25 protein-coding genes and 2 pseudogenes are annotated in these 26509 nt (G+C 66.5%); 12 read left to right on the top strand and 15 right to left on the bottom strand.

All coding sequences use genetic code 11. The annotated features are described in order from the left end of the window. Positions 1–40: 40 nt before the first annotated feature. Positions 41–304, top strand: a complete 264-nt coding sequence (gene rpsT / locus ASE13_RS05105; RefSeq protein ID WP_056612306.1) for a 30S ribosomal protein S20 — start codon at positions 41–43, stop codon at positions 302–304. A 460-nt stretch (positions 305–764) separates the two neighbouring features. Then, on the top strand, positions 765–2099 hold the full coding sequence (gene dnaA, locus ASE13_RS05110; protein WP_056612309.1) for a chromosomal replication initiator protein DnaA: 1335 nt from the start codon (positions 765–767) through the stop codon (positions 2097–2099). A gap of 294 nt (positions 2100–2393) precedes the next feature. Here the strand turns inward: dnaA and ASE13_RS05115 are convergent, their stop codons facing one another. The 5 genes from ASE13_RS05115 to secB form a co-directional block, all read right to left on the bottom strand. After that, the gene (locus ASE13_RS05115; protein WP_156404740.1) at positions 2394–3425 is read right to left on the bottom strand and encodes a CAP domain-containing protein; all 1032 of its coding nucleotides are present in this window, start codon (positions 3423–3425) and stop codon (positions 2394–2396) included. Positions 3426–3511: 86 nt separating this feature from the next. After that, on the bottom strand, positions 3512–4324 hold the full coding sequence (locus ASE13_RS05120; RefSeq protein ID WP_056612314.1) for a ThuA domain-containing protein: 813 nt from the start codon (positions 4322–4324) through the stop codon (positions 3512–3514). A 53-nt stretch (positions 4325–4377) separates the two neighbouring features. Next, a complete protein-coding gene (gene trpS, locus ASE13_RS05125; RefSeq protein ID WP_056612320.1) occupies positions 4378–5367 on the bottom strand; it encodes a tryptophan--tRNA ligase in 990 nt (329 codons plus the stop codon). A gap of 2 nt (positions 5368–5369) precedes the next feature. Then, complete coding sequence (gene murJ, locus ASE13_RS05130) at positions 5370–6953, bottom strand: murein biosynthesis integral membrane protein MurJ (protein ID WP_056612321.1); 1584 nt, start codon at positions 6951–6953, stop codon at positions 5370–5372. Positions 6954–7116: 163 nt separating this feature from the next. After that, positions 7117–7626, bottom strand: a complete 510-nt coding sequence (gene secB / locus ASE13_RS05135) for a protein-export chaperone SecB (RefSeq protein ID WP_056612322.1) — start codon at positions 7624–7626, stop codon at positions 7117–7119. 194 nt (positions 7627–7820) lie between these two features. On the opposite strand from secB, the gene ASE13_RS05140 reads away from it, so the two are divergent. The 4 genes and pseudogenes from ASE13_RS05140 to ASE13_RS05155 all read left to right on the top strand — a co-directional run bounded on the left by ASE13_RS05140 (position 7821) and on the right by ASE13_RS05155 (position 12066). Next, positions 7821–8441: a Tim44/TimA family putative adaptor protein gene (locus ASE13_RS05140; protein WP_056612324.1), complete on the top strand. Its 621-nt coding sequence runs from the start codon at positions 7821–7823 to the stop codon at positions 8439–8441. A gap of 12 nt (positions 8442–8453) precedes the next feature. After that, positions 8454–9726 (top strand): annotated as a pseudogene (locus ASE13_RS05145) (murein transglycosylase A). Between the two features lie 53 nt (positions 9727–9779). Next, complete coding sequence (locus ASE13_RS05150; protein WP_235536932.1) at positions 9780–10337, top strand: Smr/MutS family protein; 558 nt, start codon at positions 9780–9782, stop codon at positions 10335–10337. 55 nt (positions 10338–10392) lie between these two features. Further along, the gene (locus ASE13_RS05155) at positions 10393–12066 is read left to right on the top strand and encodes a putative bifunctional diguanylate cyclase/phosphodiesterase (protein ID WP_056612332.1); all 1674 of its coding nucleotides are present in this window, start codon (positions 10393–10395) and stop codon (positions 12064–12066) included. Here ASE13_RS05155 and dapE read toward each other — a convergent pair. Continuing rightward, the gene (gene dapE, locus ASE13_RS05160; protein WP_056612334.1) at positions 12063–13211 is read right to left on the bottom strand and encodes a succinyl-diaminopimelate desuccinylase; all 1149 of its coding nucleotides are present in this window, start codon (positions 13209–13211) and stop codon (positions 12063–12065) included. The genes ASE13_RS05155 and dapE overlap by 4 nt on opposite strands. Between dapE and ASE13_RS05165 the strand changes: the two genes are divergently transcribed. Continuing rightward, complete coding sequence (locus ASE13_RS05165; RefSeq protein WP_056614734.1) at positions 13211–13657, top strand: cupin domain-containing protein; 447 nt, start codon at positions 13211–13213, stop codon at positions 13655–13657. The genes dapE and ASE13_RS05165 overlap by 1 nt on opposite strands. Positions 13658–13721: 64 nt before the next feature. Beyond that, positions 13722–13868 (top strand): hypothetical protein, encoded by a 147-nt coding sequence (locus ASE13_RS05170; RefSeq protein WP_156404741.1) that lies wholly within the window; start codon positions 13722–13724, stop codon positions 13866–13868. A 4-nt stretch (positions 13869–13872) separates the two neighbouring features. Here ASE13_RS05170 and ASE13_RS05175 read toward each other — a convergent pair whose 3' ends face one another. Further along, on the bottom strand, positions 13873–14538 hold the full coding sequence (locus tag ASE13_RS05175) for a glutathione S-transferase family protein (RefSeq protein WP_056612339.1): 666 nt from the start codon (positions 14536–14538) through the stop codon (positions 13873–13875). An 81-nt stretch (positions 14539–14619) separates the two neighbouring features. On the opposite strand from ASE13_RS05175, the gene ASE13_RS05180 reads away from it, so the two are divergent. The 3 genes from ASE13_RS05180 (at position 14620) to ASE13_RS05190 (ending at position 18373) form a co-directional block, all read left to right on the top strand. Further along, positions 14620–15072, top strand: coding sequence for a MarR family winged helix-turn-helix transcriptional regulator (locus ASE13_RS05180; protein WP_056612342.1), 453 nt, complete (start codon positions 14620–14622; stop codon positions 15070–15072). Beyond that, positions 15069–16349 (top strand): MFS transporter, encoded by a 1281-nt coding sequence (locus ASE13_RS05185; protein WP_056612344.1) that lies wholly within the window; start codon positions 15069–15071, stop codon positions 16347–16349. Before ASE13_RS05180 ends, ASE13_RS05185 begins: the two co-directional genes overlap by 4 nt. 71 nt (positions 16350–16420) lie before the next feature. Continuing rightward, positions 16421–18373 carry an alpha/beta hydrolase family protein gene (locus ASE13_RS05190; RefSeq protein ID WP_235536848.1) on the top strand — a complete coding sequence of 651 codons (1953 nt, stop codon included), beginning with the start codon at positions 16421–16423 and terminating at the stop codon, positions 18371–18373. An 18-nt stretch (positions 18374–18391) separates the two neighbouring features. Here ASE13_RS05190 and ASE13_RS05195 read toward each other — a convergent pair whose 3' ends face one another. The 8 genes and pseudogenes from ASE13_RS05195 to ASE13_RS05230 form a co-directional block, all read right to left on the bottom strand. After that, complete coding sequence (locus tag ASE13_RS05195; protein ID WP_156404742.1) at positions 18392–19969, bottom strand: methyl-accepting chemotaxis protein; 1578 nt, start codon at positions 19967–19969, stop codon at positions 18392–18394. A gap of 122 nt (positions 19970–20091) precedes the next feature. Beyond that, a complete protein-coding gene (locus ASE13_RS05200; RefSeq protein WP_235536849.1) occupies positions 20092–21225 on the bottom strand; it encodes an acyltransferase family protein in 1134 nt (377 codons plus the stop codon). Beyond that, entirely contained in the window at positions 21222–21860 is a 639-nt protein-coding gene (yihA, locus tag ASE13_RS05205) for a ribosome biogenesis GTP-binding protein YihA/YsxC (RefSeq protein ID WP_056612358.1), read from the bottom strand. The genes ASE13_RS05200 and yihA overlap by 4 nt, the downstream gene beginning before the upstream one ends. Further along, on the bottom strand, positions 21857–23575 hold the full coding sequence (gene yidC / locus ASE13_RS05210; protein WP_056612361.1) for a membrane protein insertase YidC: 1719 nt from the start codon (positions 23573–23575) through the stop codon (positions 21857–21859). The genes yihA and yidC overlap by 4 nt, the downstream gene beginning before the upstream one ends. Before the next feature lie 22 nt (positions 23576–23597). Beyond that, positions 23598–23810: a membrane protein insertion efficiency factor YidD gene (gene yidD / locus ASE13_RS05215; RefSeq protein WP_056612363.1), complete on the bottom strand. Its 213-nt coding sequence runs from the start codon at positions 23808–23810 to the stop codon at positions 23598–23600. A 145-nt stretch (positions 23811–23955) separates the two neighbouring features. Continuing rightward, a pseudogene (gene rnpA, locus ASE13_RS05220) lies at positions 23956–24267 on the bottom strand (ribonuclease P protein component); the annotation flags it as partial. 26 nt (positions 24268–24293) lie between these two features. Then, positions 24294–24428 carry a 50S ribosomal protein L34 gene (gene rpmH, locus ASE13_RS05225; RefSeq protein WP_029724273.1) on the bottom strand — a complete coding sequence of 45 codons (135 nt, stop codon included), beginning with the start codon at positions 24426–24428 and terminating at the stop codon, positions 24294–24296. Positions 24429–24515: 87 nt separating this feature from the next. Further along, positions 24516–24845, bottom strand: coding sequence for a hypothetical protein (locus ASE13_RS05230; RefSeq protein WP_235536850.1), 330 nt, complete (start codon positions 24843–24845; stop codon positions 24516–24518). Positions 24846–24983: 138 nt separating this feature from the next. On the opposite strand from ASE13_RS05230, the gene ASE13_RS05235 reads away from it, so the two are divergent. Then, on the top strand, positions 24984–26492 hold the full coding sequence (locus ASE13_RS05235; RefSeq protein ID WP_056612375.1) for a YifB family Mg chelatase-like AAA ATPase: 1509 nt from the start codon (positions 24984–24986) through the stop codon (positions 26490–26492). The last annotated feature ends 17 nt before the right edge of the window (positions 26493–26509 follow it).

A 26509-nucleotide genomic window follows, 5' to 3' on the forward strand; every position in this document is an offset into this window, starting at 1 on the left:
CCCGTACCGCGCCCCTCCAATTGAGCAGGAACGAGACGGCATGGCGAATACGCCGCAAGCGAAGAAGCGTATCCGGCGGAACGACCGCCGTGCGGAAATCAACGGCGCACGCGTGAGCCGTATCCGTACCTTCATCAAGAAGGTCGAGTCGGCGCTCGAATCGGGCGACAAGGCCGCGGCCAGCGTCGCGCTCGCCGCCGCGCAGCCCGAGCTGCAGCGTGGCGTCGCCAAGGGCGTGCTGCACAAGAACACCGCCAGCCGGAAGTTCTCGCGCCTCAACAAGCGCGTCCAAGCGCTGGCATAAACGTCACAATTCCGTAACGATGACCCCGCCGGAGCTGCTCCGGCGGGGTTTTTCGCGTGTGCAGCAAAGCACTTGGCGGCTGTTACCGAATGGGACGGCATAAGTGGCGGAAAACCAACGATTCGCATCCTTCAATTTTATGAAGATTGTCATAAGTCGTTGATTTTTGAGGTAGAAAATTGTGACATGACGGAAAACCGTGGGTTCCGCCGAGTCAACAAAACTATTTCACTTTCTTTGCACTTCGCCCCCTTGCTCGACTCGAATTTCGGTTCCTAAAACAGTCCTCCCCGGTCGCGTCTCGATCGGGGTTGTGAAGCTCGACGCGCCAGCCTGGGGGCAAGATTCCGGCTGCAGTGGGGCCTTAGGTCGTAGCGGGTTTACGCGCGGAAAGGGTCTGCTTTCCGCGAAGGAGGGGTGCGTCGTTGTGACTCAAGTGCAGACACTGGAGCGGGATGACATGGAGGCAGTCAGCAAGGCCTGGACACACGTGCGCGGCAATCTGCGGCGCTCGGCGGGCCAGCGACTGTTCGACCAGTGGCTGAAGCCGGTGGTGCTGATCAAGGGCTCGACCGGTGAAGCCGTGCGTCTGGGCCTGCCTTCGGCATTCATGACCCAATGGGTGAAGAATCACTATTCCGAGCGGCTGCTGCTCGAGTTCCGCGCGGTGCTGCCCGAAGTGCTCAGCGTCACCATCGAGACGATGGCCGACGAGCCCAAGCAAGTGCTGAAGGTCGAGCCCGTGATCGCGCCGGTGGCGACGCCTGGCGAGCGCCCGGCGTTTGACCCGCGCTTCAGCTTCGAGCGATTCGTCGTCGATTCGACCAACCGGGTGGCGTTCAACGCGGCGAAGGCCGTGGCGCAGCCGGGCATGCCCCAGTTCAGCCCGCTCTATCTCCATTCGGGTACCGGCCAGGGCAAGACGCACCTGATGCACGCACTCGGCCAGGCGTTCCTCGACGCCAATCCTGAAGCCACGGCGATCTACGTGACCGCCGAGCGCTTCATGTTCGAGTTCGTCCAGGCGCTGCGCAACAAGGACACGCACGCGTTCAAGACCCGGCTCCGCTCGGTCGACCTCCTGATGATCGACGATCTCCAGTTCATCGGCGGCAAGGACGCGACGCAGGAAGAATTCTTCCACACCGTCAACGAGTTCATGTCGTCGGGAAAGCGGCTGGTGATCGCCGCCGATCGCGCGCCGCAGGCGCTCGAAGGCTTCGAGCCGCGGCTCGCGGGCCGGCTCGGCTCCGGCCTGGTTGCCGATATCAAGCCCGCCGAGCTCGAGCTGCGCCGCGCGATCGTCGCGCGCAAGCTGCAGGACATGCCGGCGGTCGACATGCCCGACGAGGTGATGGACCTGCTCGCGGCGCGAATCACGTCGAATGTTCGCGAGCTCGAAGGCGCGCTCAATCGGTTGCTGGCTTATGCCAACCTCTCGAACGAGACGATCACGATCGACTTCGCGGTGGCGACGCTCGGCGAAGTGCTGCGCAGCGCCCAGCGGCGCATCACGATCGACGAGATCCAGCGCGCGGTGTCGAGTCATTTCGAAGTCAAGCAGATCGACCTGATTTCGGAACGGCGCGCCGTGGCGATCGCGCGACCGCGCCAGATCGCAATGTATCTCGCGAAGCGGCTCACCACGCGCTCGCTTCCCGAGATCGGACGGAAATTCGGCAATCGCGACCACTCGACCGTGATCCACGCGGTCAAGCGGATCGAGGAACTGCGCGGCAAGGATGTCGAGATCGACGGCGCGGTGCGCGCGTTGATGCGCTCGCTGGAAGGCTGAGCGCAAACCCGTTTCCGTCTCTCACGGGAGGCGGCTTCCCACCCCAACGGGTGGGGGCGGGGTGGAGGAGACGAGAGCGGGGCAAACGCTATGGTCACGCCTCCACCCCGATTGTCCCTGAGACTCCTGATATTATCGTGCCGCGCTTTCGTCCCTCTCCCCTTGTGGGAGAGGGAGGAGCCGACGAAGTCGGCGGAAGGGTGAGGGGGGTGAGACTCATGTCCCCCTCATCCTTCCCACTCGCTTCGCGAGCGGGCCCCTTCCTTCTCCCACAAGGGGAGAAGGAGTTAGTTCTCACGGCACGATTCGGAAAAAGTAGCTGTAGCTGCGCTGGGCGCCGCCGACCGTCACGCGATCGATCGCCACGTCGTAGATGACGTTGGGCTGGAGCCCGCTCACTGCGAACTGGAGGTTGTTGGGCAAGCCATAGCCCAGAGTGTCGAACGACACGCGCGAGACCGTCAGCGTGGCCCCGCCACGCTGACGGACGGTGATCGCGGCGTTCGAGAAATCGACATTGGTGTTGCCCCATTTGTTCGTCTTGTTCGAGATCACGCCGAACGAGAGCAAGGCGCTCGGGTCGAACAGGCGGGCGGGATAATCCTCGAACGGCCAGGCGACGAAATCGGGGAGCGGGCCGCTCGGGCCCGCGGCGCCGGCGGTGTTGAACACCTTCATCGCCGCGGCGTCGGCGCGGGTGCTGGTGGCGTGTGCGCCGGCGACTCGGCCATAGGCGATCGAGCCGAGGAACGGATCGAGCAGCCAGCGGCGATGCCCGACATTCTCCGCGACGATGTTGTTCACTTCGGTGAGCCAGCCGGCGATGACCTGCTCGTCGGTGATCAGGCCGAGCCCGGCGCCCATCCCGCCATAGAGATTGCTTGATCCCGAAGCGTCGGCACCGGCGGCGGTGTAGCAGCGCCAGCTGGTCGGCGGGGTGTGGCTGAGCTGGCCGTTGGCGGCCTGCATCAGCGCCGATTGCTGGGTCGCGGGTTCGTCGGTCGGCGAATAGGTGGCCGGGGGCAGGCGATGGAGCGCGCGCACCGCGTTGAGGGTCTGGAGCACCTGCTGCGTCACCGCGGGCTTGAGCAGCCCGGGCTGGCACGCGGCGATGTTGGGTGCGGTCGTGTAGAGCGCGGCGGCCGCGGCGAAGAAATCGCCGGGGGCCGGTGTCGGAGTGGGGAAGGGGACTGGCGCCGGCGTGGGCGTCGGACCGGGCGTTTGGATCGGAGGCGGGACGACTGTGCCGCCGCCGTCGCTGCCCCCGCCGCCGCAAGCGGCCAGCGCGAGGAGCGGGATCAGCAGGACGCTCAATCGGTTACGCATGACAACGCCCTCACGCAGGGGCGCTTGAGCGCGCTCCCCGGCGCTGAGGTAACGCCGGATCGGGCGCTACGTTTCCCTGCGACCGCTCAGCAGCCCTTGCCCGCCTTGCGCGCGGCCCAGGCGATGGCGCCGTCGACCAGCGCCAGATGCGCGGGATCGGACCAGCTTTCGGGCTTGTGGCCGAGCGCCGAATAGAAGATCCGCGCTCTGCCTTCGCAACGCCACCAGACCATGGCGTGATGATCGCCCATCCTGTGCTTGGGTTCGAGCCGCATGCCGTGCTCATCCAGCCGGGCGAGGATATGCGTATCGGCGCGCGGCGGGCCATTCCATGCATAATATTCCTCGGTCCATGGCCAGCGGGCCGGCAGATGGCGCGTGGCGGGGTGGCTGCGATCCTCGACGATCAGCGTGCTCGCCTGGAACTGGTCCGCGCCACCGGGATGGCCCATATATTTGCCGCCGGTGCCGATCATCGCCTGATACCAATCGGGATGGCTGCCGTCGCCCGCGGCGTGCAGGCCGACAAAGCCGTGACCGGCGGCGATCCATGCCTGAAAGGCGGCACGCTGATCGGGCGTGAAGAGATCGCCGGTGGCACTGGCGAAGACCACCGCATCGAACTTCGCGAGCTGCGCGGGGTTGAAGACCGCGGCATTCTCGGTGGCATAGGCGCTCCAGCCGCGCGCGCGGACGCGCTTCTCGACTGCGGCGACCGCGGCGGGAATCGAATCGTGGCGGTAGCTGTTGGTCTTGCTGAAGATCAGGATCGCCGGGCGTTTGAGCGCCGGGAGCCGAGGCGCGACCGTGTCCAAGGTCGGGGTGGGGAGATTGGGGTTTGGCGCGGTCTGGGGGACGGCCGCGAACAGCGCCGTGAGCACCACCATCGACTTCAGCATCTGTCTCTCCCTTTTCGTCCTTCCCCACGTTCGCGGGCGTGACGGCTTTCTGGTTAAACCTGCAACCCCACCGCTTCCTGCGCTGCCTTGAGCGTCGGGGCGGCCAGGGCATTGGCGCGGGCGGCGCCTTTGGCGAGCTGGGCGCCCACTGCGGCGCGATCGTCGAGCAGGCGGGTGAGGCGGTCGCGCACCGGCGCGAGCACCGACACCGCGAGATCGGCGAGCGCGGGCTTGAATGCGCCGAAGCCCTTGCCGGCGAATTCGTCGACCACCGATTGCGGCTCGCGTTCGGCGAGTGCGGCATAGATCGTCACGAGGTTCTTCGCCTCCGGACGCTCGGCGAGCGCGTCGAAGCTGTCGGGGAGCAGATCGGCATCGGACTTGGACTTGCGGATCTTGGTCGCGATCGTGTCGTCATCGTCGATCAGGTTGATCCGGCTCATGTCCGACGGATCGGACTTGGACATCTTGGCGCTGCCGTCACGCAGGCTCATGATCCGCGGCGCGGCCTTGCTGATCAGCGGCTCGGGCAGCGGGAACAGATCGACCTCGAAATCGGTGTTGAACTTGGTCGCCACGTCGCGGGCGAGCTCGAGATGCTGCTTCTGGTCCTCGCCCACGGGGACATGCGTCGCCTTGTAGACGAGCACGTCGGCGGCCTGGAGCACGGGATAGGTGAATAGGCCGACGCTGGCGCCCTCGCGGTTCTTGCCGGCCTTGTCCTTCCACTGGGTCATGCGGTTGAGCCAGCCCATCCGGGCGGTGCCCTGCAGGATCCAGCAGAGCTCGGCATGCGCGGGGACGCGGGCCTGGTTGAACAGGATCGCGCGGTCGTCGATCCCGGAGGCCATCAGGGTTGCGGCCATCTCGATCGTCGAATTGGCGAGTTCCTGCGGGCTCACATTGCCGGTGAGGGCGTGGAGGTCCGCCAGAAAGAACAGGCACTCGCCCTGGTCCTGCATCGCCACCCATTGGCGGATCGCCCCCAGATAGTTTCCGAGGTGGAGATTGCCGGTGGTCTGGATGCCGGAAACGACGCGCATGTTCACTCCTTGGGTGCCGTCTGCGCCTTGCGGCGGATCAGGGCCTTGAGGTCGCTCAGGCGATAGGCCCGGGTGACGAAGCAGGCGACGACATAGATCGCTCCGCCCGCGCCGACCAGCACGCTCAGCGCCGCGAAGCGCATCCAGATCGTGCCGGTCAGATACGGGTCGAGCAGCCGCTCGCCGGCGAACAGCGCGCCTCCCATCAAAACCGCGGCGAGCGCGAGGCGGGGAATGCGGCGCTTCAATTGCGCGTCGGCGGCGAAATGGCCGCGCTTGCCGAGCGCGCGGTAAAGCATCCAGACGTTGACGGTCGAAGCGATCGCCGTGGCGAGCGGCGGGCCGACATGCTTGATGAGCGGGATCAGCGCGAGATTTAGCACGAGGTTCACGCCGACCGAGATCGTGGCGAAGCGCATCGGGGTCTTGGTGTCCTCGCGCGCGAAGAAGCCGGGCGTGAGCACCTTGACCAGCACATAAGAGGGCAGGCCGATCGAGAAGGCTGAGAGCGCCCAGGCGGAGCGCATTGTGTCTTCGGCAGTGAATTGGCCGTGCTGGAAGAGGCCGCGCACGATCGGCTCGGCGGCGACGACGAAAGCGACGGTGGCAGGAAGCGTGAGGAACAATGCGAGCTCGATGCCGCGATTCTGCGTCTCCATCGCTTCGGCCTCGCGCCCTGCGCCGAGCAGCCGCGAAATGGTGGGGAGCAGGATGGTGCCGAGCCCGATGCCGATCATCCCGAGCGGCAGCTGGTTCAGCCGGTCGGCATAATAGATGTACGAGATCGAGCCCTCGGCGAGCAGCGCGCCGGCGAGCGCGGTCGAGACGATCAAGTTGATCTGTACCGCGCCCGCGCCCGCCGCGGCGGGGAGGATCAGCTTCATCAGCCGGCGAATCTCGGGATCGAGCCGCGGACGGCGCGGCCGGAGCGACACGCCCGCGGCGCGGCAGGCGATCCACAGCCAGGCGAGTTGGAGCAGCCCGCCGACCGGCACTGCGATCGCCTGCGCGCGCGCTGTTTCCTCGGGCGTGCCGTGGAAGAACAGGAGCGCCGAGACCATCGCGATGTTGAGTAGGATCGGCGCGGCGGCGTTGACCCAGAATTTGTCGAGCGAATTGAGGATGCCGCCGAGCAATGAGGCGAGACTGATCAGCATCAGATAGGGGATGGTGATCCGCGACAATTCGACTGCAAAGGCGAACTGGTCGGGAGTCGGGTGCTGCTTCGAGAAGCCGCCGGCGAGACCCCAGGTGAGCGGCCAGGCGGCGGCGAGCATCACTGCGGTCATCGCGGCGAGGAAGACGAACAGCACCGCCAGCGCGCGCTCGGCAAAGGCCAGAGCCGGGGCGAGATCGCCTTCGCTCTCGCCGACCTTGCGATTGAACATAGGGATGAAGGCGGAAGCGAACGCCCCTTCGGCAAAGAAGGCGCGGAACATGTTGGGCAGGCGGAACGCGACGAGGAACGCGTCCGACGCGAAGCTCGCGCCGACAAAGGTTGCTTGGAGCGAATCGCGGACCAAAGCGAGGACGCGGCTGGCGAGGGTGAGTCCGCCGATCGAGCCAAGGCTGCGGGCGAGCTTCATTCCGTGTGACCCAATGTCGTCATCCCCGCGAAAGCGGGGACCCATCTCCTGCAGGAGTCAGGAGTTGAAACCGCTGTGGTGGATGTCGAGCGTTCGGGAGATGGGCCCCCGCTTTCGCGGGGGTGACGATGGGTTGTCACAATGCCCGTTCCCCCTCAATCGATCAGGCGTTGCCTGCGATCTCGCCCTGCGCGACCTCACCGGCCTGGGCGCGCTGCTGCAGGTAGATGCCGGTGAAGTCGATCGGCTCGAGCATCAGCGGCGGGAAGCCGCCGTCGCGGACCGCATCGGCGATCACGCGGCGCGCGAAGGGGAACAGGATGCGCGGCGCTTCGCCGAGCAGGAAGGGTTCCATCTGCTCCTGCGGCACGTTGCGGATCGCGAACAGCCCGGCATAGGACAGGTCGACCACGAACGCAGTCTGGTCCTCGGCCTGCGCCTTGACGTCGATCTTGAGCACGACTTCATAGACGTCCTCGCCGACCTGGCCCGAGCCGATGTTGAACTGGACGTCGATGGCGGGCGCGGTCTGCGACTGATAGACCTGCGGCGCGTTCGGATTCTCGAACGAAAAGTCCTTTACGTACTGCGACAGCACACCCGCGACGGGCGCCGTATCGGCCCCATTGGCTGCGGGCTCGCCGAATTCGGCGATCGTGTCGTTCTCTGCCATCGAAGATTCCTCTGTTTGCCGGAAAGTTTCACGCGCGTGGCGCGTTTGTACAGCCAGCGCGCCTAGCAGGGGCGCGAAGGCAGTTCAATCGGGCCGCGTTCGGTCGAGATTTGTAACCCGCGACGCGAAGGCCTATGTACTGTCGCAATGAGGTCGGAGGCCCAGTGTCACTATTCTACGTAATCCTGTTCGCGATGGTCGCCGGTTTTCTGGCGCTCAGGCTCTATTCGGTGCTCGGCAAGCGCACCGGGCATGAGCAGGCACTGACCAAGCCGGCCGAGGAACGCGTCGGCGCGCAGCAGATGCCGCGCACGATCGACGTCGCACCCGAAGTTCGCGAGACCGCCGGCCGCCCGATCGAGGCGGGTGCCGAGACCGGACTGCGTGCCGTGATCTCCGCCGATTCGAGCTTCGACGTCGCACAGTTCGTCGAAGGCGCGAAATCGGCCTACCGGATGATCCTCGAGGCTTTCTGGAAGGGTGACGAAGAGACGCTTGGCTGGCTGGTCGAGGACGACGTTCGCGGCGGGTTCGCCGAGGCGATCGCCGATCGCAAGGCCAAGGGCCATGTGCTCGACAATCGGCTGGTCGTCATCGAGCGGGCAGTGATTTCCGACGCCGCGGTCGAGGGCAAGGTCGCGCGGATCACGGTGCGCTTCGATGCGGATATCGCGGCGGTGACACGCGATCAGGACGGCAATGTCGTTGCCGGCTCGCTCACCGACGCCGTAGAGACGCACGACGTCTGGACCTTCGCGCGGAACCTGCGCAGCGACGATCCGAACTGGAAGCTTGTCGAAACCGACGAAGCATAAGAGGGCCGAAACATGCGTCTGTGGGGGGCAGTCGCGCTTGCGGCTCTGTTGAGCGCCTGTTCGGGCGGAATCGTACCGCCCGAGGCCGGCCCGGCCCGGGCGCCTGCGTCGGCACCAGCCCCGGCACGTGAGCCGTCGCGGCCGAGCAGCCTCCCTGAAACGCCTGTCCATCTGCCCGCGCGGCAGCCGATTCCGGCCACGCCGTTTCCCGCGATGCCTGCGCTCGCGGCACCGGCGGGCGCCGCCGGCGCTGAACACGCTGCCGATCGCGCAGGAAAGCGCCGAACGCGGACTCACAGCCTATCGGCTGAGCTGCTCGACGCTCCAGCGGCGCATCGATAGCACCGGACTGACCCAGGGAGCCGACTGGATCGAATCGTGTCGTGCGGCCGCCGGCTGGCCCGTGCGCGACGCCCGCAATTTCTTCGTTCGCTATTTCGAAACGGTGCAGGTGGGTGACGGCAAGGCGTTCGCCACCGGCTATTACGAGCCCGAGATCCATGGCTGCCGCGAGCGGCGGCCGGGCTGCGAAGTGCCGATCTACGGAATCCCGAGCGACCTGATCGACGTCGATCTCGGGCTCTTCTCGGACGATCTCAAGGGCAAGAAGATCCGCGGGCGAGTCGAGGGCAAGAATTTCGTGCCTTATTACGACCGGACCGCGATCGAGGAGGGCAGGCTGCAGGGCCGCGCGCCGGTGATCGCTTATGCCAATGATCCGGTCGAGATCTTCTTCCTGCAGGTCCAGGGGTCGGGCCGGCTGCGGCTGCCGGACGGCGGGGTGATGCGGATCGGCTATGCCGGGCAGAACGGCCGCGATTACACCGGCATCGGCAAGTTGATGCGCGACCGCGGGCTGCTCGGGCCGGGCCAGGCTTCGATGCAGGGCATCATGGGCTATCTGCGTGCGCATCCTGAAGAAGGCCGCGCGATCATGCGCGAGAACAAGAGCTTCGTCTTCTTCAAGGAATTGACCGGCGCGGGACCGCTGGGCGCGATGGGGCTGCCGGTGACCGGCTGGACCAGCGCCGCGGTGGATCCCAAATTCGTGCCGCTCGGCGCGCCGGCCTTCTTGTCGATGGACCGCACCGACGCTACCGGACTCTGGGTGGCGCAGGACACCGGCGGCGCGATCAAAGGCGCCAACCGTTTCGACACCTTCTGGGGCGCGGGCGACGATGCCCGCGCGATTGCGGGGGGCATGTCCGCGCGCGGAACGGCGTGGCTGCTCCTGCCCAAGGGCGTGCTCGCGCGGCTGACGGCGGCGGCGCCGGCTACGCCGTGAAACGGACATTGGCGCCCGACGAAGCGGCGCTGTGGAAACGCGTGATCGAGACAGTGACGCCGTTGAAGGCGCCGCCGGTGGCGAAGGCTGCTTCTTCTGCTCCCATCCTTGCAAGGGAGGGGCAGGGGGTGGGTGCGAGTGGCGCAGCCGCGAGCCGTACGCCGATTGTGCGTATGCCGAAAGAACCCCCGAAGCGCGCAGAGGTCCACCCCCAACCCCTCCCGGCAAACAGGGAAGGAAGCAAGAAGGATACCTTGGACGGATCATGGGATCGCCGCCTCTCGCGTGGGCTCATCTCCCCCGAATCCTCGATCGATCTGCACGGGCATAATCTCGCCTCGGCCTATGACCGGCTCGATCATGGACTCGAACAGGCGATCCGGCGGGGCGACCGGGTATTGCTGCTGATCACCGGCAAGCCCCCACGCCCGGAATCCGAGCGGCCGCATGCGCGCGGGGCGATCCGCGCGGCAGTGGGAGATTGGCTGGCATCGTCGCGGTACGCGGATCGAATCGCCGCGGTGCGCGCCGCGCATCCGCGCCACGGCGGCAGCGGCGCACTCTATATCATACTCCGCCGGCCGAGGACGCCGCCGCCACGAAATTCTTAACTTATGTCTGCAAGGGTGCCCTCCTGGAGATTCAGGCGGGGGTAAAGCGGCCGAAGTGGAAGGGTTTTCGCTAAAGAGCCGGGCGATCGCGTTTGCGATGTGCGCCGGGGCGGTGGCGTTCATCCTTGCCGTGGCCGCTGCGTCGGAAGGCGTCATCACCGTCGAATCCGCCGGCCGCGCACTGATCGCCGCGATCATCTGTGGCGTGATGTGCTGGGCCTCGGCCGAGCGCAGCATCGCCTCGACCGCGGGCGCGATCGACGCCGCGATCGAGCGCCTGGCCGCCGCGGCCAATGGCGATCTCCAGAGCAAGATACCCGAGGAAGTCGAACGCTGCGTACCGCCGCTGGCCAAGGCGATGGACGGGCTGTTCCACCAGCTCCACGAGAATCTCGAAAGCGTTCAGCGGCTCGCGATGTTCGATCCGGTGACCGCGCTTGCCAACCGCACCAATTTCCGCCGGACCGCCGAGCGGATGCTCGCCGAGCTGCCGCAGGGCGAGAATGCGGTGCTCTATTTCATCGATCTCGACCGCTTCAAATCGGTCAACGACACCTTGGGCCATGCGACCGGCGACATGCTGCTGGGCATGGTCGCCAATCGGCTGCGGGCCGTGGGCGACCGCTTCGCCGCCGAGGGCGCGATCCGGGCGCCGCTGATCGGCCGGTTGGCGGGCGACGAGTTCACGATGTTCTTCCCCGAAATCGGCAACCTGCGTGATGCCGACCGGATCGGGCGCGGCGTGCTGTTCGCGCTTTCGGAACCGTTCGAACTTGCCGATCAGGAGATTTCCATCGGCGCTTCGATCGGCGTGGCGATGCGCCCAGAGCACGGTACGACCTTGCATGATCTGATGCGTGCGGCCGACGCGGCGATGTATCACGCCAAGTCGCTCGGCCGCGGCCGTGCCGAGCATTTCACCGAGTTCCTCGCTGCGCAGATCGCCGAGCGGGCGCAACTCGAGAGCGATCTGCGCGCCGCGATCGACAAGGATCAGTTCACGCTCGTCTTCCAGCCCCAGGTGAGCGCGGCGGATGGCCGCATCGTCGGCGCCGAGGCGTTGCTGCGCTGGCGCCATCCCGACGGGCTCAAGCTGCCTGGCGCGTTCATCCAGCGGGCGGAGGAGACCGGGCTCATCGTCGAGATCGGCGAATGGGTGGTCACCAACGTCGCCGAAACGATCTCGCGCTGGGGCAAATTGGGTCTCCAGCAGAGGCTCGCGGTCAATATCAGCCAGCGCCAGATCGACCATGCCGAATTCTTCCGGCGGTTGCGCGCAGCGATGCACGCGGCGCGCGCACCCGCCAGCCTGCTCGAGCTCGAGATCACCGAGACGCTGGCGATGCATTGCTCGAGCGAAGTGCTCGACGCGATTGCGGCCCTTCGCGCCGACGGGGCCAGCGTTGCCATCGACGATTTCGGTACCGGCTATTCGAACCTCGCGCGGCTGCGGCAATTGCCGGTCGACCGGGTCAAGCTCGACCGCAGCCTGATCGAGTATGTCGCCGAACAGGTTGAGGCGCGGACGATCGCACAGGCAGTGATCGGCCTCGTCCACGGCCTCGGCTGCGAAGCGGTGGCCGAGGGGATCGAGAGCGAGGCGCAGGCCGCGGTGCTGCGCGTGATCGGCTGCGACGTGCTGCAGGGCTATTCCATTGCGACGCCGATGCCCGAGGAGGCGTTCCTCGCCTGGGTCCGCGACGTCGAGCCGCGGCGGATCGCGAGCTAGGCGTTCACCCGCCGCAATATTTCCTCGTACACATCCGCGAGCGCGACCAAGTCCGCGACCGCCACGGCTTCGTCGAGCTTGTGCATCGTCGCATTGAGCAGGCCGAACTCGACTACAGGGCAGAGCTTGACCAGATAGCGCGCGTCCGAGGTGCCACCGCTGGTCGATAGCTCGGGGGTGATACCCAGCCTGGCCTCGATCGCGCCCGCGATGAGCGCGGAGAGGGCGCCGGGCGGGGTGAGGAAGGACTCGCCATAGACGGTACCCTTCACCTGCGCGCCCGGCGCATGACGCTGCACGATCTCGTCGATGCGGGCGATCAACTCGGGGCCGTTGTGCATGTCGTTGAAGCGGATCGAGAGCCGCGCCTTGGCATTGCTGGGGATGACATTCGTCGCTGGATTGCCGGTGTGGACGTCGGTGACTTCGATATTCGAGGCCTGGAACCAGTCATTGCCCGAATCGAGCGTGATCGCGTCGATCTCGGCGAGTGCGGCGATCAGGCGGGGGATCGGATTGTCGGCGAGGTGCGGATAGGCGACATGACCCTGACGCCCCGGCACGTCGATCCAGATGACTGTCGAGCCGCGCCGGCCGATCTTGATCGTGTCGCCGAGGCGGTGGGCGGAAGTGGGCTCGCCGACGAGGCAGAGATCGGGCTTCACGCCGCGCTCGGCCATGCGCTCGATCAGCCGGGGGGTCCCGTAAGTGGCGGGGCCTTCTTCGTCGCCGGTGATGATCAGGCTGAGCTTGCCGTCCGCCGGCACGCGCGCAGCCGCTGCGACGAAGGCGGCGATCGCGCCCTTCATGTCGACCGCGCCGCGGCCGTAGAGCAGTTCGCCGCGCACCTCGGGGACAAAGGCGTCACCGGTCCAGCCGGGGCCGGGGGGAACGACGTCGAGATGGCCGGCAAAGGCGAAATGCGGGCCGGCGTCGCCGCGGGTGGCGAGTAAATTCTCCACCGGCCCGTCAGGCGCCTCGCCCTCGATGAAACGCTCGACTACAAAGCCCAAGGGGATCAGCGCCGCCTCGAGCACGTCGAACACGGCGCCGCGTGCGGGAGTGACGCTTTCGGCGGCAATCAGCGCCTTGGTGAGTTCGATGACGTCGGGCAAAAGGGTCTCCACGGCTGTTGGAGGTGGCATTGCCCAAGCTCGATCTCGATACAATCCCGCAGACCAATGCGACCGGCTATCCGAAGCCGTATTCGGACGTCGTGCAGGGGCGTTGGTACCGACGGTTGGCCCGGGCGAGCGGAATCAGCGATTTCGGCGTCAGTCACGTTACGCTCCAACCCGGCGCCTGGTCGTCGCAGCGCCACTGGCACGAAGGCGAGGACGAGTTCGTCGTGATGCTGAGCGGCGAGGCGGTGCTGGTCGACGATTCGGGCGAGACGATGATGCGTCCCGGCGACGTCGCCGCTTTTCCCAAGGGCGACGGCAACGGCCATGTCCTGCAGAACCGCAGCGACGGAGACTGCGTATTCATCGCGGTGGGCCGGCCCGCCGCAACCGACTGCCACTATCCCGACATCGACATGCATTTGCCGGCGGGAGGAGGCTTCCGACGCAAGGGTGGCGGAACCCTGTAGTTTCCCATAACGCGCGATTCAGCCAAGCTTCATGGATGCGCGCTATCATGGCCGCATGCGTTGGATGCTCCTCTTGTCCGTGGTCGCGTTGAGCGTCGCCGATGTGGCGGCCTTCTCGGGCCGGCACCTCGTCGGGATCGGCCATATCGCGCGCGATCAGATCGAGAGCATCCGCACCCGCGCCGACGAATATTCGCGCATCCCGGCCTGACGCATCAGCCGCTCGCCGGCTTCTCGAACTGCTCGATCACCCAATCCTCTTCCTGTGCGGCCGCGATCCAGTCCTGCATGAAGGGATGCTGGAGCACCGCGAGCATATAGCTCTGCGCGAAGCGGGGGACGGGGAGCGAATAGGTCACGATTCGCGTCACTACCGGCGCGAACATCATGTCGACCGCACCGAACGCGCCGAACAGGAAATCGCCGTCGCCGCCGAAGCGCGCCCGGGCCTGCGCCCATAATTCCATGATGCGGCCCAGCTCGACGATCACGTCCGGGTCCGGCGTGCTAGGTGGATAGACCTGGCGGATGTTCATGCCGTGTTTGCGGCGGAGCGACGCGAAACCCGAATGCATCTCGGCCGCCATCGAGCGCGCCATCGCGCGCGCCATCGGATCCGCGGGCCAGAATTTGGTGCCGCCGGTCTTGTCGTTGAGATATTCGACGATCGCGAGGCTGTCCCACACCACCGCCTCATCGTCCCACAGGATCGGCACCTTGCCCGAGGAAGGGGCAAATTCGTCGCCCTGGCGGCGCTTGTCCCAATCCTGATCGTAGAGCGGCACCACGACCTCTTCGAACGGCAGCCCGGACTGCTTGCAGGCGAGCCAGCCGCGGAGCGACCAGGACGAATAGGCCTTGTTGCCGATGATGAGCTTCATGGGCAGGCGGGATAGCGGCGCGACGGAGCGGGGGCAATGGACGCGCTTGAACAACTCGAATGATGCATATACATCATGCATATGCATCATGATTCTCCGGCCACTTCTTCCGCCTGTGCCTGCACCACGCTCCGCAAGGCGTCGCGGGCAGTGGCGCGTGTCTATGACGACGCGCTTGCCGCCAATGGGATGACCACTGCGCAATTCTCGCTCCTGCGCCATATCGCGCGCGGCGAGCCGCTGCCGCTGAGCCGGCTCGCCGAGCAGCTCTCGATGGACCGCAGCTCGCTCTACCGCGCGCTTGCGCCCATCGAGACCAGAGGCTGGGTGACCGTTTCCGCCGGCGAGGGGCGGACCAAACTGGCGTCGCTCACGGCCACAGGCCGCGCCGCGGTCGAGGGCGCGGAGGCGGATTGGGACGCGGTGCAGGAGCGCATCGTCGGTGCGATGGGCGAGGAGAAGTGGATGGAACTGGAAGCGGCACTGCGCGCGGTGACGGAACTGGCCGAGCGCGCGCCGGGAGCGAACGCATGACGGCGCTGCTCCGGCGGCTGCCGGTTTCGACGGGGGGCTATGCCGGCATCGTCGTCGGTGTGACCTTTCTGGCATTGCTGGTCTCGGCGGGGCTGCGTTCGGCGCCCGGCGTGATGATGCTGCCGCTCGAACAGCATTTCGGCTGGGACCGCGCGACGATCTCGGCGGCGGCGGCGATCGGAATATTGCTCTATGGATTCGTCGGCCCCTTCGCGGCGGCGCTGATGCTGTCGATCGGCATCAAGCGGACGATGCTTGGCGGGCTGGTGCTGATGGCATCGGCGACCTTCGCCAGCCTGTGGATGACCGAGCCGTGGCAATATGTGCTGAGCTGGGGCGTGATCTCGGGCGTGGGCAGCGGCGCGGTGGCGTCGGTGCTCGGCGCGGCGGTGGTCAACCGCTGGTTCGCGACGCGGCAGGGGCTGGTGATGGGGATGCTCACCGCCAGCACCGCGACCGGCGCCCTGGTGTTCCTGCCGGTGCTTGCCTGGCTGGCCGAGGGCGGGGCATGGCGCCCGGTGGCGCTGGCCGTGTCGATCGCCAGCGCGACGATGCTGCCGCTCGTGTTCCTGTTCGTGCCCGAGCGGCCGCAGGACGTGGGCGTCCGCCGCTTCGGCGAGGCCGAGGATACCCCGCCACCGGCGCCGCTCAAGCAGGCTGCGACCGTGAGTCTCGCCTTTACGGCGCTGTTCCGCGCCGCGCGGACGCCGATGTTCTGGCTCCTGTTCGGCACCTTCTTCGTCTGCGGGCTGACCACCAACGGGCTGGTCGGCACGCACATGATCGCGTTTTGCGGCGATCACGGCATCGCGCCGGTCGCTGCGGCGGGCCTACTTTCGCTGATGGGACTGTTCGACCTGATCGGCACGACTGCTTCCGGCTGGCTGACCGACCGCTATGATCCCCGGAAGTTGCTGTTCGTCTATTACGGCCTGCGCGGGCTCTCGTTGCTGGCGCTGCCGTTCCTCGATTTCGGCCCGGGCAGCCTGTTCCTGTTCGCGGTCTTCTATGGGCTCGACTGGATCGCGACGGTGCCGCCGACGGTGAAGCTCGCCAATTTGACGTTCGGCGAGCGCGACGCGCCGATCGTGTTCGGCTGGGTGATGGTCGGCCACCAATTGGGCGCGGCCACCGCGGCGTTCGGCGCGGGAGCGATCCGCGCCTGGACCGGCACCTATACCCCCGCTTTCCTGATCGCCGGAGCGTTCGGTCTCGCCGCGGCGGTGGCGATCCTGGGCGGGCGGACCGAAGCGCGGACGCTTCAGCCGGCAACCTGACCGTAACGGCTTGCGGCGGGAGGAAAAAAACGACAGCATCGACCCGGGGCACGTGAATCGAAGGGGGAATGATGTCGCGTTGGGGGTGGAGCCTGCTGGTTGCGGGCGGGCTGGTCGCGATCGCTGCAACGGCAGGGGCGCAAACGGCGGACAAGCCGGCGGAGAAAGCGGCTGAAAAGAAGGCTGGGCCACTGGAGACTTCGGTTTTCGCCGAAATCCCGTCCTTCGAAGACCCCGATCTTTCGCCCAATGGCAACACGATCGCCGCCAAGGTCGCAGTCAACGGCACCCAATATTTCGCGATCATCCCGCTCGACGGCGGCAAGCCGCGCCTCGTGGGCTTGGGAGATTCCGATCTCAACTGGTGGAAATGGGTCAATGACGATTGGCTGGTGCTCGGCATCGGCGAATTGCAGCCGTTCGAAGGCGACGACTTCTATGTGCGGCGCGCGGTGAGCGTGAACGCCACCGGCACCAAGACGATCCTGCTGTCGAGCCGCGAAGCCGCCCAGAATGCCGACGACCTGATCTGGACCGCCACCGACGGGACGCCGCGCATCCTGATGGCGTCGCAGATGTCGGTCTATTCGAACAATGCCGGTTTCTGGCCGCAGGTCGACGAGATCGACGTCTCCACCGGCAAGCGCAAGCTGGCGCTTCGCGGCCGCGAGGGGATCTGGGACTGGTATGCCGATGGCAGCGGCACGATCCGGATGGGGATCGGATCGTCGCTGGACGGACGCACCCGCCGCGCAGTGTACCGTGAAAGCGGCAAGGACAGCTTCAGGACGATCGATCGCGCACGCACGCACAAGGACACGCTAACGGTGCCTTCGCTGTTCCTGAAGGAACCGGGCAAGGGCCTGATGATCTCGGACGATGGCGAGGGGTATTCGGCGCTGTACGAGCTCGATCTCGCGACGCTGACGCGGGGCAAACAGCTCTTCGCGACCAAGGGCTACGACATCGGCGGGTTGGTGCGCGACCAGACCGGCTTCAACTATGTCGGCGTCTATGTGAACGAGAACAAGCGGGGCATCCGCTGGACCGATCCGGCGATGGAGGCGATGCAAAAGACGATTGCCGACAAGATCAAGGGCGGCGAGCCGCGGATCGTCTCGCTCAATCGCGATCGCAGCGTGGCGATCGTCCATGTCGGCGGCGCAAACGCCCCCGGCGCCTATTTCCTGTACCGCGCTGCCGACGATTCGATGCAGCTCCTCAGGATGAACAACAGCACGATCGGCATGAAGCGGATGCATCCCGTGCGTACGATCCGCTACAAGGCGCGCGACGGGCTGGAGATCGCCGCGGTGCTGACGCTGCCGTTCGGCAAGAAATCGAATTTGCCGCTGATCGTGATGCCGCATGGCGGGCCCTTCGCGCGCGATACGGAGGAATGGGACTGGTGGACCCAGTTCCTCGCCGAGCGCGGCTATGCAGTGATCCAGCCCAATTACCGCGGCTCTTCGGGCTATGGCACGCCGTTTACCGAGAAGGGGCTCGGCCAATGGGGCCTGGCGATGCAGGACGACCTCAACGATGCGGTTGCCGAGCTCGCCAAATTGGGGATCGCCGATCCGAAGCGAGTCTGCATGGTCGGTGCCTCTTATGGCGGCTATGCGGCGATGCGCGCGGCGCAGCGCGACGGCAAGCTATACCGTTGTGCAGTGGCCTATGCCGGCGTCTCGGATCTCAACCGGATGAGCAGCCACGACCGCAACTTCCTCGGCGCGGGCGCGCGGAAGGACTGGCTCAAGATGCAGGCGCCGGACCTGAAGAGCGTTTCTCCGCTCAATCTCGCGAGCGATTTTTCGATTCCGATCCTGCTGGTGCATGGCAAGAAGGATCGGGTGGTGCCGCCGGTCCATTCGCGGGTGATGGCGCAGAAGCTCAAGGCGGCGGGCAAGGACGTGACCTGGATCGAGCAGCCCGAGGCCGATCATCATTTCTCGCGCAGCGAGGACCGGCTGGAGTTCCTGAAGGCGCTGGAGGCGTTCCTGGCCAAGCACAACCCGGCCTGAGCCGCAGGAGCGGGGAAGTCAGGCGGCGAGCGTCGCGACGAAACTGCGCATCTCGCGCATCAGCAACTCGGTCTTGCCGACCAGATCGGTGGTCACCGCGCCCAGTTCCTCTGTGACGCCGGCGGCGGCGCCAGCGGCATGTTCGGCGATCGCGGCGCTGCCGTGGAGGCTCGAAGTGAGTGCGGCGGCTGAGCCGGCATATCGCTGGATCGAGCGGATGACGTCACCCTGCCGCGCCATCGCCTGCTCGACCGCGCCGGCGCCTTCGGTGATACGGCCGAAGCTCGCACGCATGTCGCTGACGATGGTGGCGGTGGAGGTGACCGCGTCGGTGATCTGCGCGAGCTGGCAGCGAATGTCCCTGGTCGCGAATGAGGTCTGCGAGGCGAGCGCCTTCACTTCCTGCGCGACGACCGCGAAGCCGCGGCCCGCCTCGCCTGCGCGCGCGGCCTCGATCGAGGCGTTCAAGGCGAGCAGATTGGTGCGCGCGGCGATCTCGGCGATCAGATCGGCGATGGTGCCGGCGCTGCTGGCAAAATCGACCAAGGTCGCGAAGCGATCGTCGGCGGCGAGGGAGAGCGTGTGCAGATGTGCCGTGGTCGCTTCCTGCGCGGCGATACTGGCCTCGACCGCGGCGCGGGCATGGCCGAGATTCTCGGATTCGCCGAGCAGCACCGTGGCGCCGTCATCGGCCTTGCTGATGTGGCCGACGATGCCGTGAACCTGATCCTGCGAGGTGCGGGCGCTCAGCACCAGCAGCTCGGCGGACTGGCGCGTCCGATCGGCGGCGGCGGCGAGATCGGTGACGTTGCGCACGAAGATCTGTTCGAACTGACCGGCGATGCGCCGCACTTCGTCGTCGCGGGCGCAGCGGCTCGCGGCCTCCATGCGGGTACGCGCCTCGGCGGCGGCGGCCTGGCGCTGCCATTCCTCGCGCTGGGCCTCGGTACGAAGCAGGTCGCGCTCGTGCTCGGCGGCGGCGCGGGCCTGGCCCAGCTCATATTGCTGCGCGACAAGGGCGGACTGTTCGAGCACGAAACGGCCGAGCAGGAGGATGTACGCTCCGAGAAACACCGACATGCCGGTCGGCAGTTTCCACAGGATCGCAAAGACGAAGCTGACCAGATTGGCGGTGACCAGGAACGCGAGGCTCGCGGGCGGCAACGCGGCGTAGCGCAGCGCGCCGACCGCGGTGACGCCGGCGATCACCGCGACCACCACGATGAGCTGGCTATCGGCCGCGCCCAGCCCGCAGGTGCCGAGGAACACCATCCAGCCGAAAGCGGCGAGGCAGCCTTGCGCGGCCGACAGGTGAACCGCATGCCGCGAGCTGGCGACGTGCCAGCCGCGTGCCTGCTGGCGAATGTAGCGGACCAGAAACCCGCTGAGGATGCCGAGATGGAGCACGAGCGCGGCGATGCGGACCGGCAGGTAATCGGCATCGTGGGACATCGCCAGCATCCCGATGCTGACGATCACCGACATCGCGAAGGTGAACGGGAAGCCGCGCGATACCGACACTATCTGGATGCGTACCAGTTCCTCGGGCAGCGCCACCCAGCGGCCGTAAACGGCGCGGGCGAGACGGGAGGTCAAAGGGCGCAGCGAGAGGATCACTGATCCATTTTAGGCAGGAATGGCGGCGCTGCGGGTTTTGCGTGCAAGTATAAGTAGTTGAACCTAGGTCTCACGCCGTCCCATGGACCTGGGCAGCGCCGTCACAGCCGGAGATGGATCCCGCGACGGTGGAACGGCACGAGCGCTGCGAGAACGAGCGCGAGTGCGATCAGGGCATAAGCGAAGGAGGCGGCATAGGGATCCGGGATCAGGGCGCTCAGCCGCGCGAAGCCCCAGTCCTGGACGCTCCGGCCGCCGACGAACAGACGGAAGCCGGCGATGCCGACGAGCACCGACAGGATATAACCGAGGATCGCATTCATACCGAGCATGTGGAGCGGGGCGAGCAGGCGGGGCACGCCTTTTCTGGTCGCTGCCATGCAGAAGGCGAGGAGCAATGCGGACGCTCCCGAGGTGAAGATCGCGAAGCTGCTGGTCCATAGCTTCTTGTTGATCGGCAGAATGGGGTGGAGGAGCAGCCCCACCGCGACGAGCGCCGCGCCCGCAAGCGCAATCCGCAAGGTCGCCCGCGCCGGTTCGCGCTGCCACGCGATCGCGGCGAGCATGCCGAACAGCACATTGGCGAGTGCGGATATCGTCGAGAGCAGGCCTTCGGGGTCGTAGACGACATTCCCCGCGGCATCGGTGCCGCCGCGCCAGATATGCGCGGTGGTGAACACCGCGCGATCGACGAAGCCGGTGAGATTGCCTTCGGGGCTGAGCTGGCCCGCGCCATGGCCAGGGACCGGCACGAAGGCGAGTAAAGCCCAGTAGAGCAGCAATGCTGCCAGTGCCGTGGTGAGGATCGCAGCCGGGCCAAGCGCGCGGCGGCCTTCCATTTGTCTCGACGCAGTGAGGATCGCGATGCTCGCCGCGAGCGCGTAGCAGAGCCCGATCCGCTGGAGAACGCCGGGGAAGCGGAAGGTGGCAAATTCGGGGCGGGCGAGGAGCTGGAGCCCCCAGCCGATCGCGATGAGCAGCACGGTGCGCCGCGCGATCTTCAACCAAATCGCGCCATCGATCTTGCGCGGAAAGGACAAAGCGAGCGCCACGCCGACCGCGAAGAGGAAGGCGGGAAAGACGAGATCGGTCGGCGTCCAGCCATGCCATTCGGCGTGATCGAGCGGCCACCAGAGATGCGACCAGCTGCCCGGCGTGTTGACGAGGATCATCCCCGCGACCGCGAGCCCGCGGAAAATGTCGAGGCCGGCGAGACGCGGCCTCGCAGGGCTCAACCCACCGCCTCCAGCACCGCGGCGCGCAGCTCGGGGAGGCCCATGCCCTTTTCGCTCGACGTGGCGATGATCTCCGGATGCGCTGCCGGGCGCTTCCGCGCCTCGGCCTCGGTGCGTTCGCGGACCTCGGCGAGTTCGGTCGCCTTGATCTTGTCGGTCTTGGTCAGAACGATCCGGTAACTCACCGCGGCGGCGTCGAGCATGTCGAGGATATCGTTGTCGACGTCCTTGATGCCGTGGCGCGAGTCGATCAGCACCAATGCGCGCTTGAGCACATCGCGGCCGCGCAGAAAGTCGTTCACCAGATAGCGCCATTGGCGCTGCATGTCCTTGGGCGCCTTGGCGAAGCCATAGCCGGGCATGTCGACGAGGCGGAACCTGAGCGGATCGCCGACATCGAAGAAGTTGAGTTCCTGCGTGCGGCCGGGCGTGTTCGACGTGCGCGCGAGGCCGTTGCGGTTGGCGAGCGCGTTGAGCAGCGACGATTTGCCCACGTTCGAGCGGCCGGCGAACGCGACCTCGGGCACCACCGGGTTCGGCAGATGCTCGAGCTTGGGCGCCGATTTCAGGAAGGCGATCGGGCCGGCGAAAATCTTTCGCGCGGCCTCGACCTGATCGTCGTCGAAGCCGCTCACTTCGCCTTCGCTTCCTTCTTGATCGGCTCCTTGAGCGACGGATGCCGCTGATAGAGCAGCCATTGCTGGGCGATCGTCAGCACGTTCGACGTGATCCAGTAGACCTGCAGGCCCACCGCGAATGGCGCCATCAGGAACATCATCATCCACGGCATGATGCTGAAGATCTGCTTCTGCATATCGTCCATCGGCGCCGGGTTGAGCTTGAACTGGAAGTACATCGAGATGCCGAGCAGGATCGGGATTACGCCGATCGCGATGAAGTGCGGGGGCGTAAAGGCGAGCAGCCCGAACAGGTTGAGCGGCGTCAGCGGATCGGGCGCCGAGAGATCCTGGATCCATCCGACGAAGGGCCGGTGGCGCATTTCGATCGTGAGCAGCAGCACCTTGTACAATGCGAACATGATCGGAATCTGGATCACGATCGGAAGGCAGCCGGCGAGCGGATTGACCTTCTCCTCCTTGTACAGCTTCATGATCTCCTGCTGCTGGCGCTGCTTGTCGTCCTTGTAGCGTTCCTGCAGCGCCTTCATCTTCGGTTGGACCGCCCGCATCGCCGCCATCGAGGCGAACTGGCGCTGCGCGATCGGGAAGAGCAGCAAGCGGATCGTGATCGTCAGCAGGATGATCGCGACGCCGAAATTGCCGACGAGGCGGAACAGCCAGTCGAGATAATAGAAGATCGGCTGCTCGATGATGCCGTACCAGCCCCAGTCGATCGCGCGATCGAACTGCACGATGCCCTGCTCGTTCTCATATTTATCGAGGAGCTTCACTTCCTTCGCGCCGGCGAAGAAGCGGCTGTTGTAGGTGACCTTCTTGCCCGGCACGAGGTTGAGCGGCTCGGACAGGCGGTAATCGGCCTGATAGGCCTTGCCGGTCTCGCCGCGTTGCTGGAGCTGGACGGGCACGCGCTGATCGGGGACCAATGCGGTCAGCCAGTAATGATCGGTATAGCCGACCCAGCCGCCGGTGGTGCTGAATTGCTGCGGCGTCCCTTCGACGTCCTTCCAGTTGACGTAGTTCGCCGCCCCTTGGGAGATTGCGATCGGGCCGACATGCGCGGCCCATTGATCGGGATCGACCGAACGCTCGGCGCGCGAGACGAGTGCGAAGGGCGTGACCGACACCGGCGTGGTGCCGACATTCGCCACCGTCTGGCGGATGTTGAACATATAGTTGTCGTCGACCGACAGTTCGATGCGGAACAGCTGGCCCGTCGGGCTCTGCGAAGTGAGCGTGACCGGGGTGGTGGGAGTCAGCCTGGTGCCGCTGGCCTGCCACACCGTGTCGGGACCTGGAGCCGCGACGCCCGCACCCTGCCACCCGAACTGCGCGAAATAGGCACCCTTGGCGCCGCCCGGCGAGAGTAGGCGGATCGGCGGCGAATTCTTGGCGACGGTCTCGGCATATTGGCTGAGGACGAGATCGTCGAGGCGCGCGCCCTTGAGGTTGATCGAGCCGCGCAGCTTGGGCGTTTCGATCGCCACGCGCGGCGTCTCGGCGAGCACGATCTGGCGATCGCGCAGCGCCTTGGGCGAATCGCCGGCGGGATCGGCGCCGGGATTTGAGACGACCTTGGTCTTGCCGCCCTCGATCGTGACCGGCGCGGGCTGCTGCTGCGGGAAGATCCAGTGTGCGATCTGCGGCCAGCCGAACAGGATCAGTGCGGCCAGCACTGCAAAGATCACGAAATTCTTTTGGTCGTGTTTCACCGAATAGTCCCCGGAAAGTCCGTCATGGCACGGGATCGTAGCCGTGCCCGCCCCATGGATGGCAGCGCAGGATGCGCCTTGCGGCCAGCCAGCCGCCCTTGAGCGCTCCATAGCGGCGGAGCGCCTCGATTGCATAGGCCGAACAGCTGGGCGCGTAGCGGCAGCTGGGCGGCAGGATGAGCGAGGGGCCGAGCTGCCAGCCCCGAGCAATGAGGATGAGAAGACGCGCTAGCATGTCGCCATCCTCCAACAATAAACGTCACCCCCGCGAAAGCGGGGGCCCATCTCCGCGGCCATCCGCGCTTCCCACGGCTGTGGGATTTCTGGCATCTGCAGGAGATGGGCCCCCGCTTTCGCGGGGGTGACGGAAAAGTGGAAGATCATCGGGCGAGTCTCGCCAATGCCTTGGCCAGTTCGGCCTTGAGATCGGCATAATCGCGCTCGATCCCGCTGTTGCGGCCGATCAGGACATGATCGGCGCCCGGAATTCCCGATTCGGGCAAAACCTCACGCGCGAGCGCGCGGAAGCGGCGCTTCATGCGATTGCGCACCACCGCGTTGCCGACTTTTTTGGATACGGTAATACCGATTCGCATTGTCGAATCGGCATCGTCGCGCGCACGCACGAGCAGGACGAAGCCGGGCATGGGTGCCCGCTTCCCCGCATTGGCGGCGAGATAGTGCTTGCGCTCGGTGAGCCGCGCGAGCGGTACGGCGGTTAGGCCGACAGCTTCTTGCGGCCGCGGGCGCGGCGGGCACGGATCACGTTGCGGCCGCCGACGGTCGCCATCCGGCTGCGGAAGCCGTGCCGGCGCGCACGCACCAGGTTGCTCGGCTGAAAGGTCCGCTTCATCGCTCATCCTCGGTAATCTAGAACGTAAAAGGGCCGCTACAGGAGCGGCCGCGTGTCGGGTGCCCATATCGAGGAGAGTCGCCGAAGTCAACGCGGGTCTGCGGGAAAACCGAGGAGCGCGGCTTCCGCTTCGGCCTCCGCCGCCTCTTTGGCACGTTGCTGCCGTCGGCGAAAGCTCCGGCGGCGCAGCGCCATGTCGCTATAGTGGCCGAAGCGCGGCCAGCGCCGCTTGAGCCGCGCGAAGTGACGGCGCGCCCATGTCGCATTCTTCAGCACGAGCACCAGCCCGGCCGCGAAGACGAGGATCCCGCCGGGGCCAGGGATGATCCCGACCAGCGGCGATGCCGCCATGATCGCGAATCCCAGCACGACCAGAGCAGTGCGGAACAGGTGGGGGCGGGTGTGTGAGTTCGCCATTACACCGGATGTGGGAACGGGGGCGGGCGCTGCCAAGTATCGCCCGTTCGAATATGCGGATCGCCGATCTCCCCGATTCGGATCAGTTCTGTTCCATCCCGGACGAAAGCCGGTAAGAACAGGGCGGGGGGAAGCCAGATGATCGCGAGCGTTTCGACGGTGGCCTATCTGGGGCTGGAGGCACGCGCGGTCGAGGTGCAGTGCAATCTCGTCGCGGGCCTGCCCAGCTTCGTGGTCGTCGGATTGCCCGACAAGGCAGTCGCCGAAAGCCGCGAACGCGTGCGTGCGGCGATCGCGGCGATCGGTCTGGCGCTGCCGCCCAAGCGGATCATCCTCAATCTCTCGCCCGCCGATTTGCCCAAGGAAGGCGCGCATTTCGATCTGCCGATCGCGCTGGCGCTGCTCGCTGCGATGGGCGTGGCCGATGCCGAGACGCTGTCGGGCTATGTCGTGGTGGGCGAGCTCGGGCTCGACGGCCGGGTCGCGCCGTCGCCGGGCGTGCTGCTCGCGGCATTGCATGCGTCGGAGGAGGGCAAGGGGCTGGTCTGCCCCGCGTCGCAAGGGCCCGAGGCGGCCTGGGCGGGCTCGATCGAAGTGGTCGCGGCGCCCGACCTGATCGGACTGCTCAACCATTTCAAGGGCAACCAATTGCTGCCCGCCGCACCCGCGGGCGAGATGGACATGCCCGGCTATGGCCCGGATCTCGCGCAGGTGAAGGGTCAGGAGACCGCCAAGCGTGCGCTAGAGATAGCGGCCGCGGGCGGGCACAACATGATCATGGTCGGGCCGCCGGGAGCGGGCAAGTCGCTGCTCGCATCCTGCCTGCCGGGGATATTGCCGCCGCTCGACGCCGCGGAGGCGCTCGAAGTCTCGATGGTGGCGTCGGTCGCAGGGACGCTGTCGGGCGGACGATTGACGCGGACGCGGCCGTTCCGCAGCCCGCACCATTCGGCGTCGATGGCGGCGCTCACCGGCGGCGGGCTCAAGGTAAAGCCGGGCGAAGTGAGTCTCGCGCATCTCGGCGTGCTGTTCCTCGACGAGCTGCCTGAGTTCCAGCGCGCCGTGCTCGATTCGCTGCGCCAGCCGCTCGAGGCGGGGGTAGTCAGCGTCGCACGGGCCAATGCGCATGTCACCTTTCCGGCGCGCGTCCAGCTGATCGCGGCGATGAACCCGTGCCGCTGCGGACATCTCGGCGATCCGGCGCTCGCCTGCGCACGCGCACCGAAATGCGCCGCCGATTATCAGGCCAAGGTGTCGGGGCCGCTGCTCGACCGGATCGACCTTCATATCGAGGTGCAGCCGGTGAGCGCCGCCGATCTGGTGCTGCCGCCGCCGGCGGAAGGATCGGCCGAAGTGGGCGCGCGCGTCGCCGGGGCACGCGCGGTCCAGATGGCGCGCTACCGCGACGTGGCGGCGCGCACCAATGCCGAGGCCGAGGGCGAGGTGCTGGCTGAATTCGCGACGCCAGACGAGCCCGGCCGCAAGCTGCTGGCCCAGGCGGCCGAAGCGATGCGGCTGTCGGCGCGCGGCTATACGAGGGTGCTCCGCGTGGCGCGAACCATCGCCGATCTCGCCGGTGCGGAAGGCGTCGGCCGCATCCATGTCGCCGAGGCGCTGAGCTATCGGCGCCAGGCGCCGCGGAATTGAGCCGCACGCACCATCTT

This window comes from Sphingomonas sp. Root241, from assembly GCF_001428865.1.
In the GTDB taxonomy this organism is placed as follows: domain Bacteria; phylum Pseudomonadota; class Alphaproteobacteria; order Sphingomonadales; family Sphingomonadaceae; genus Sphingomonas.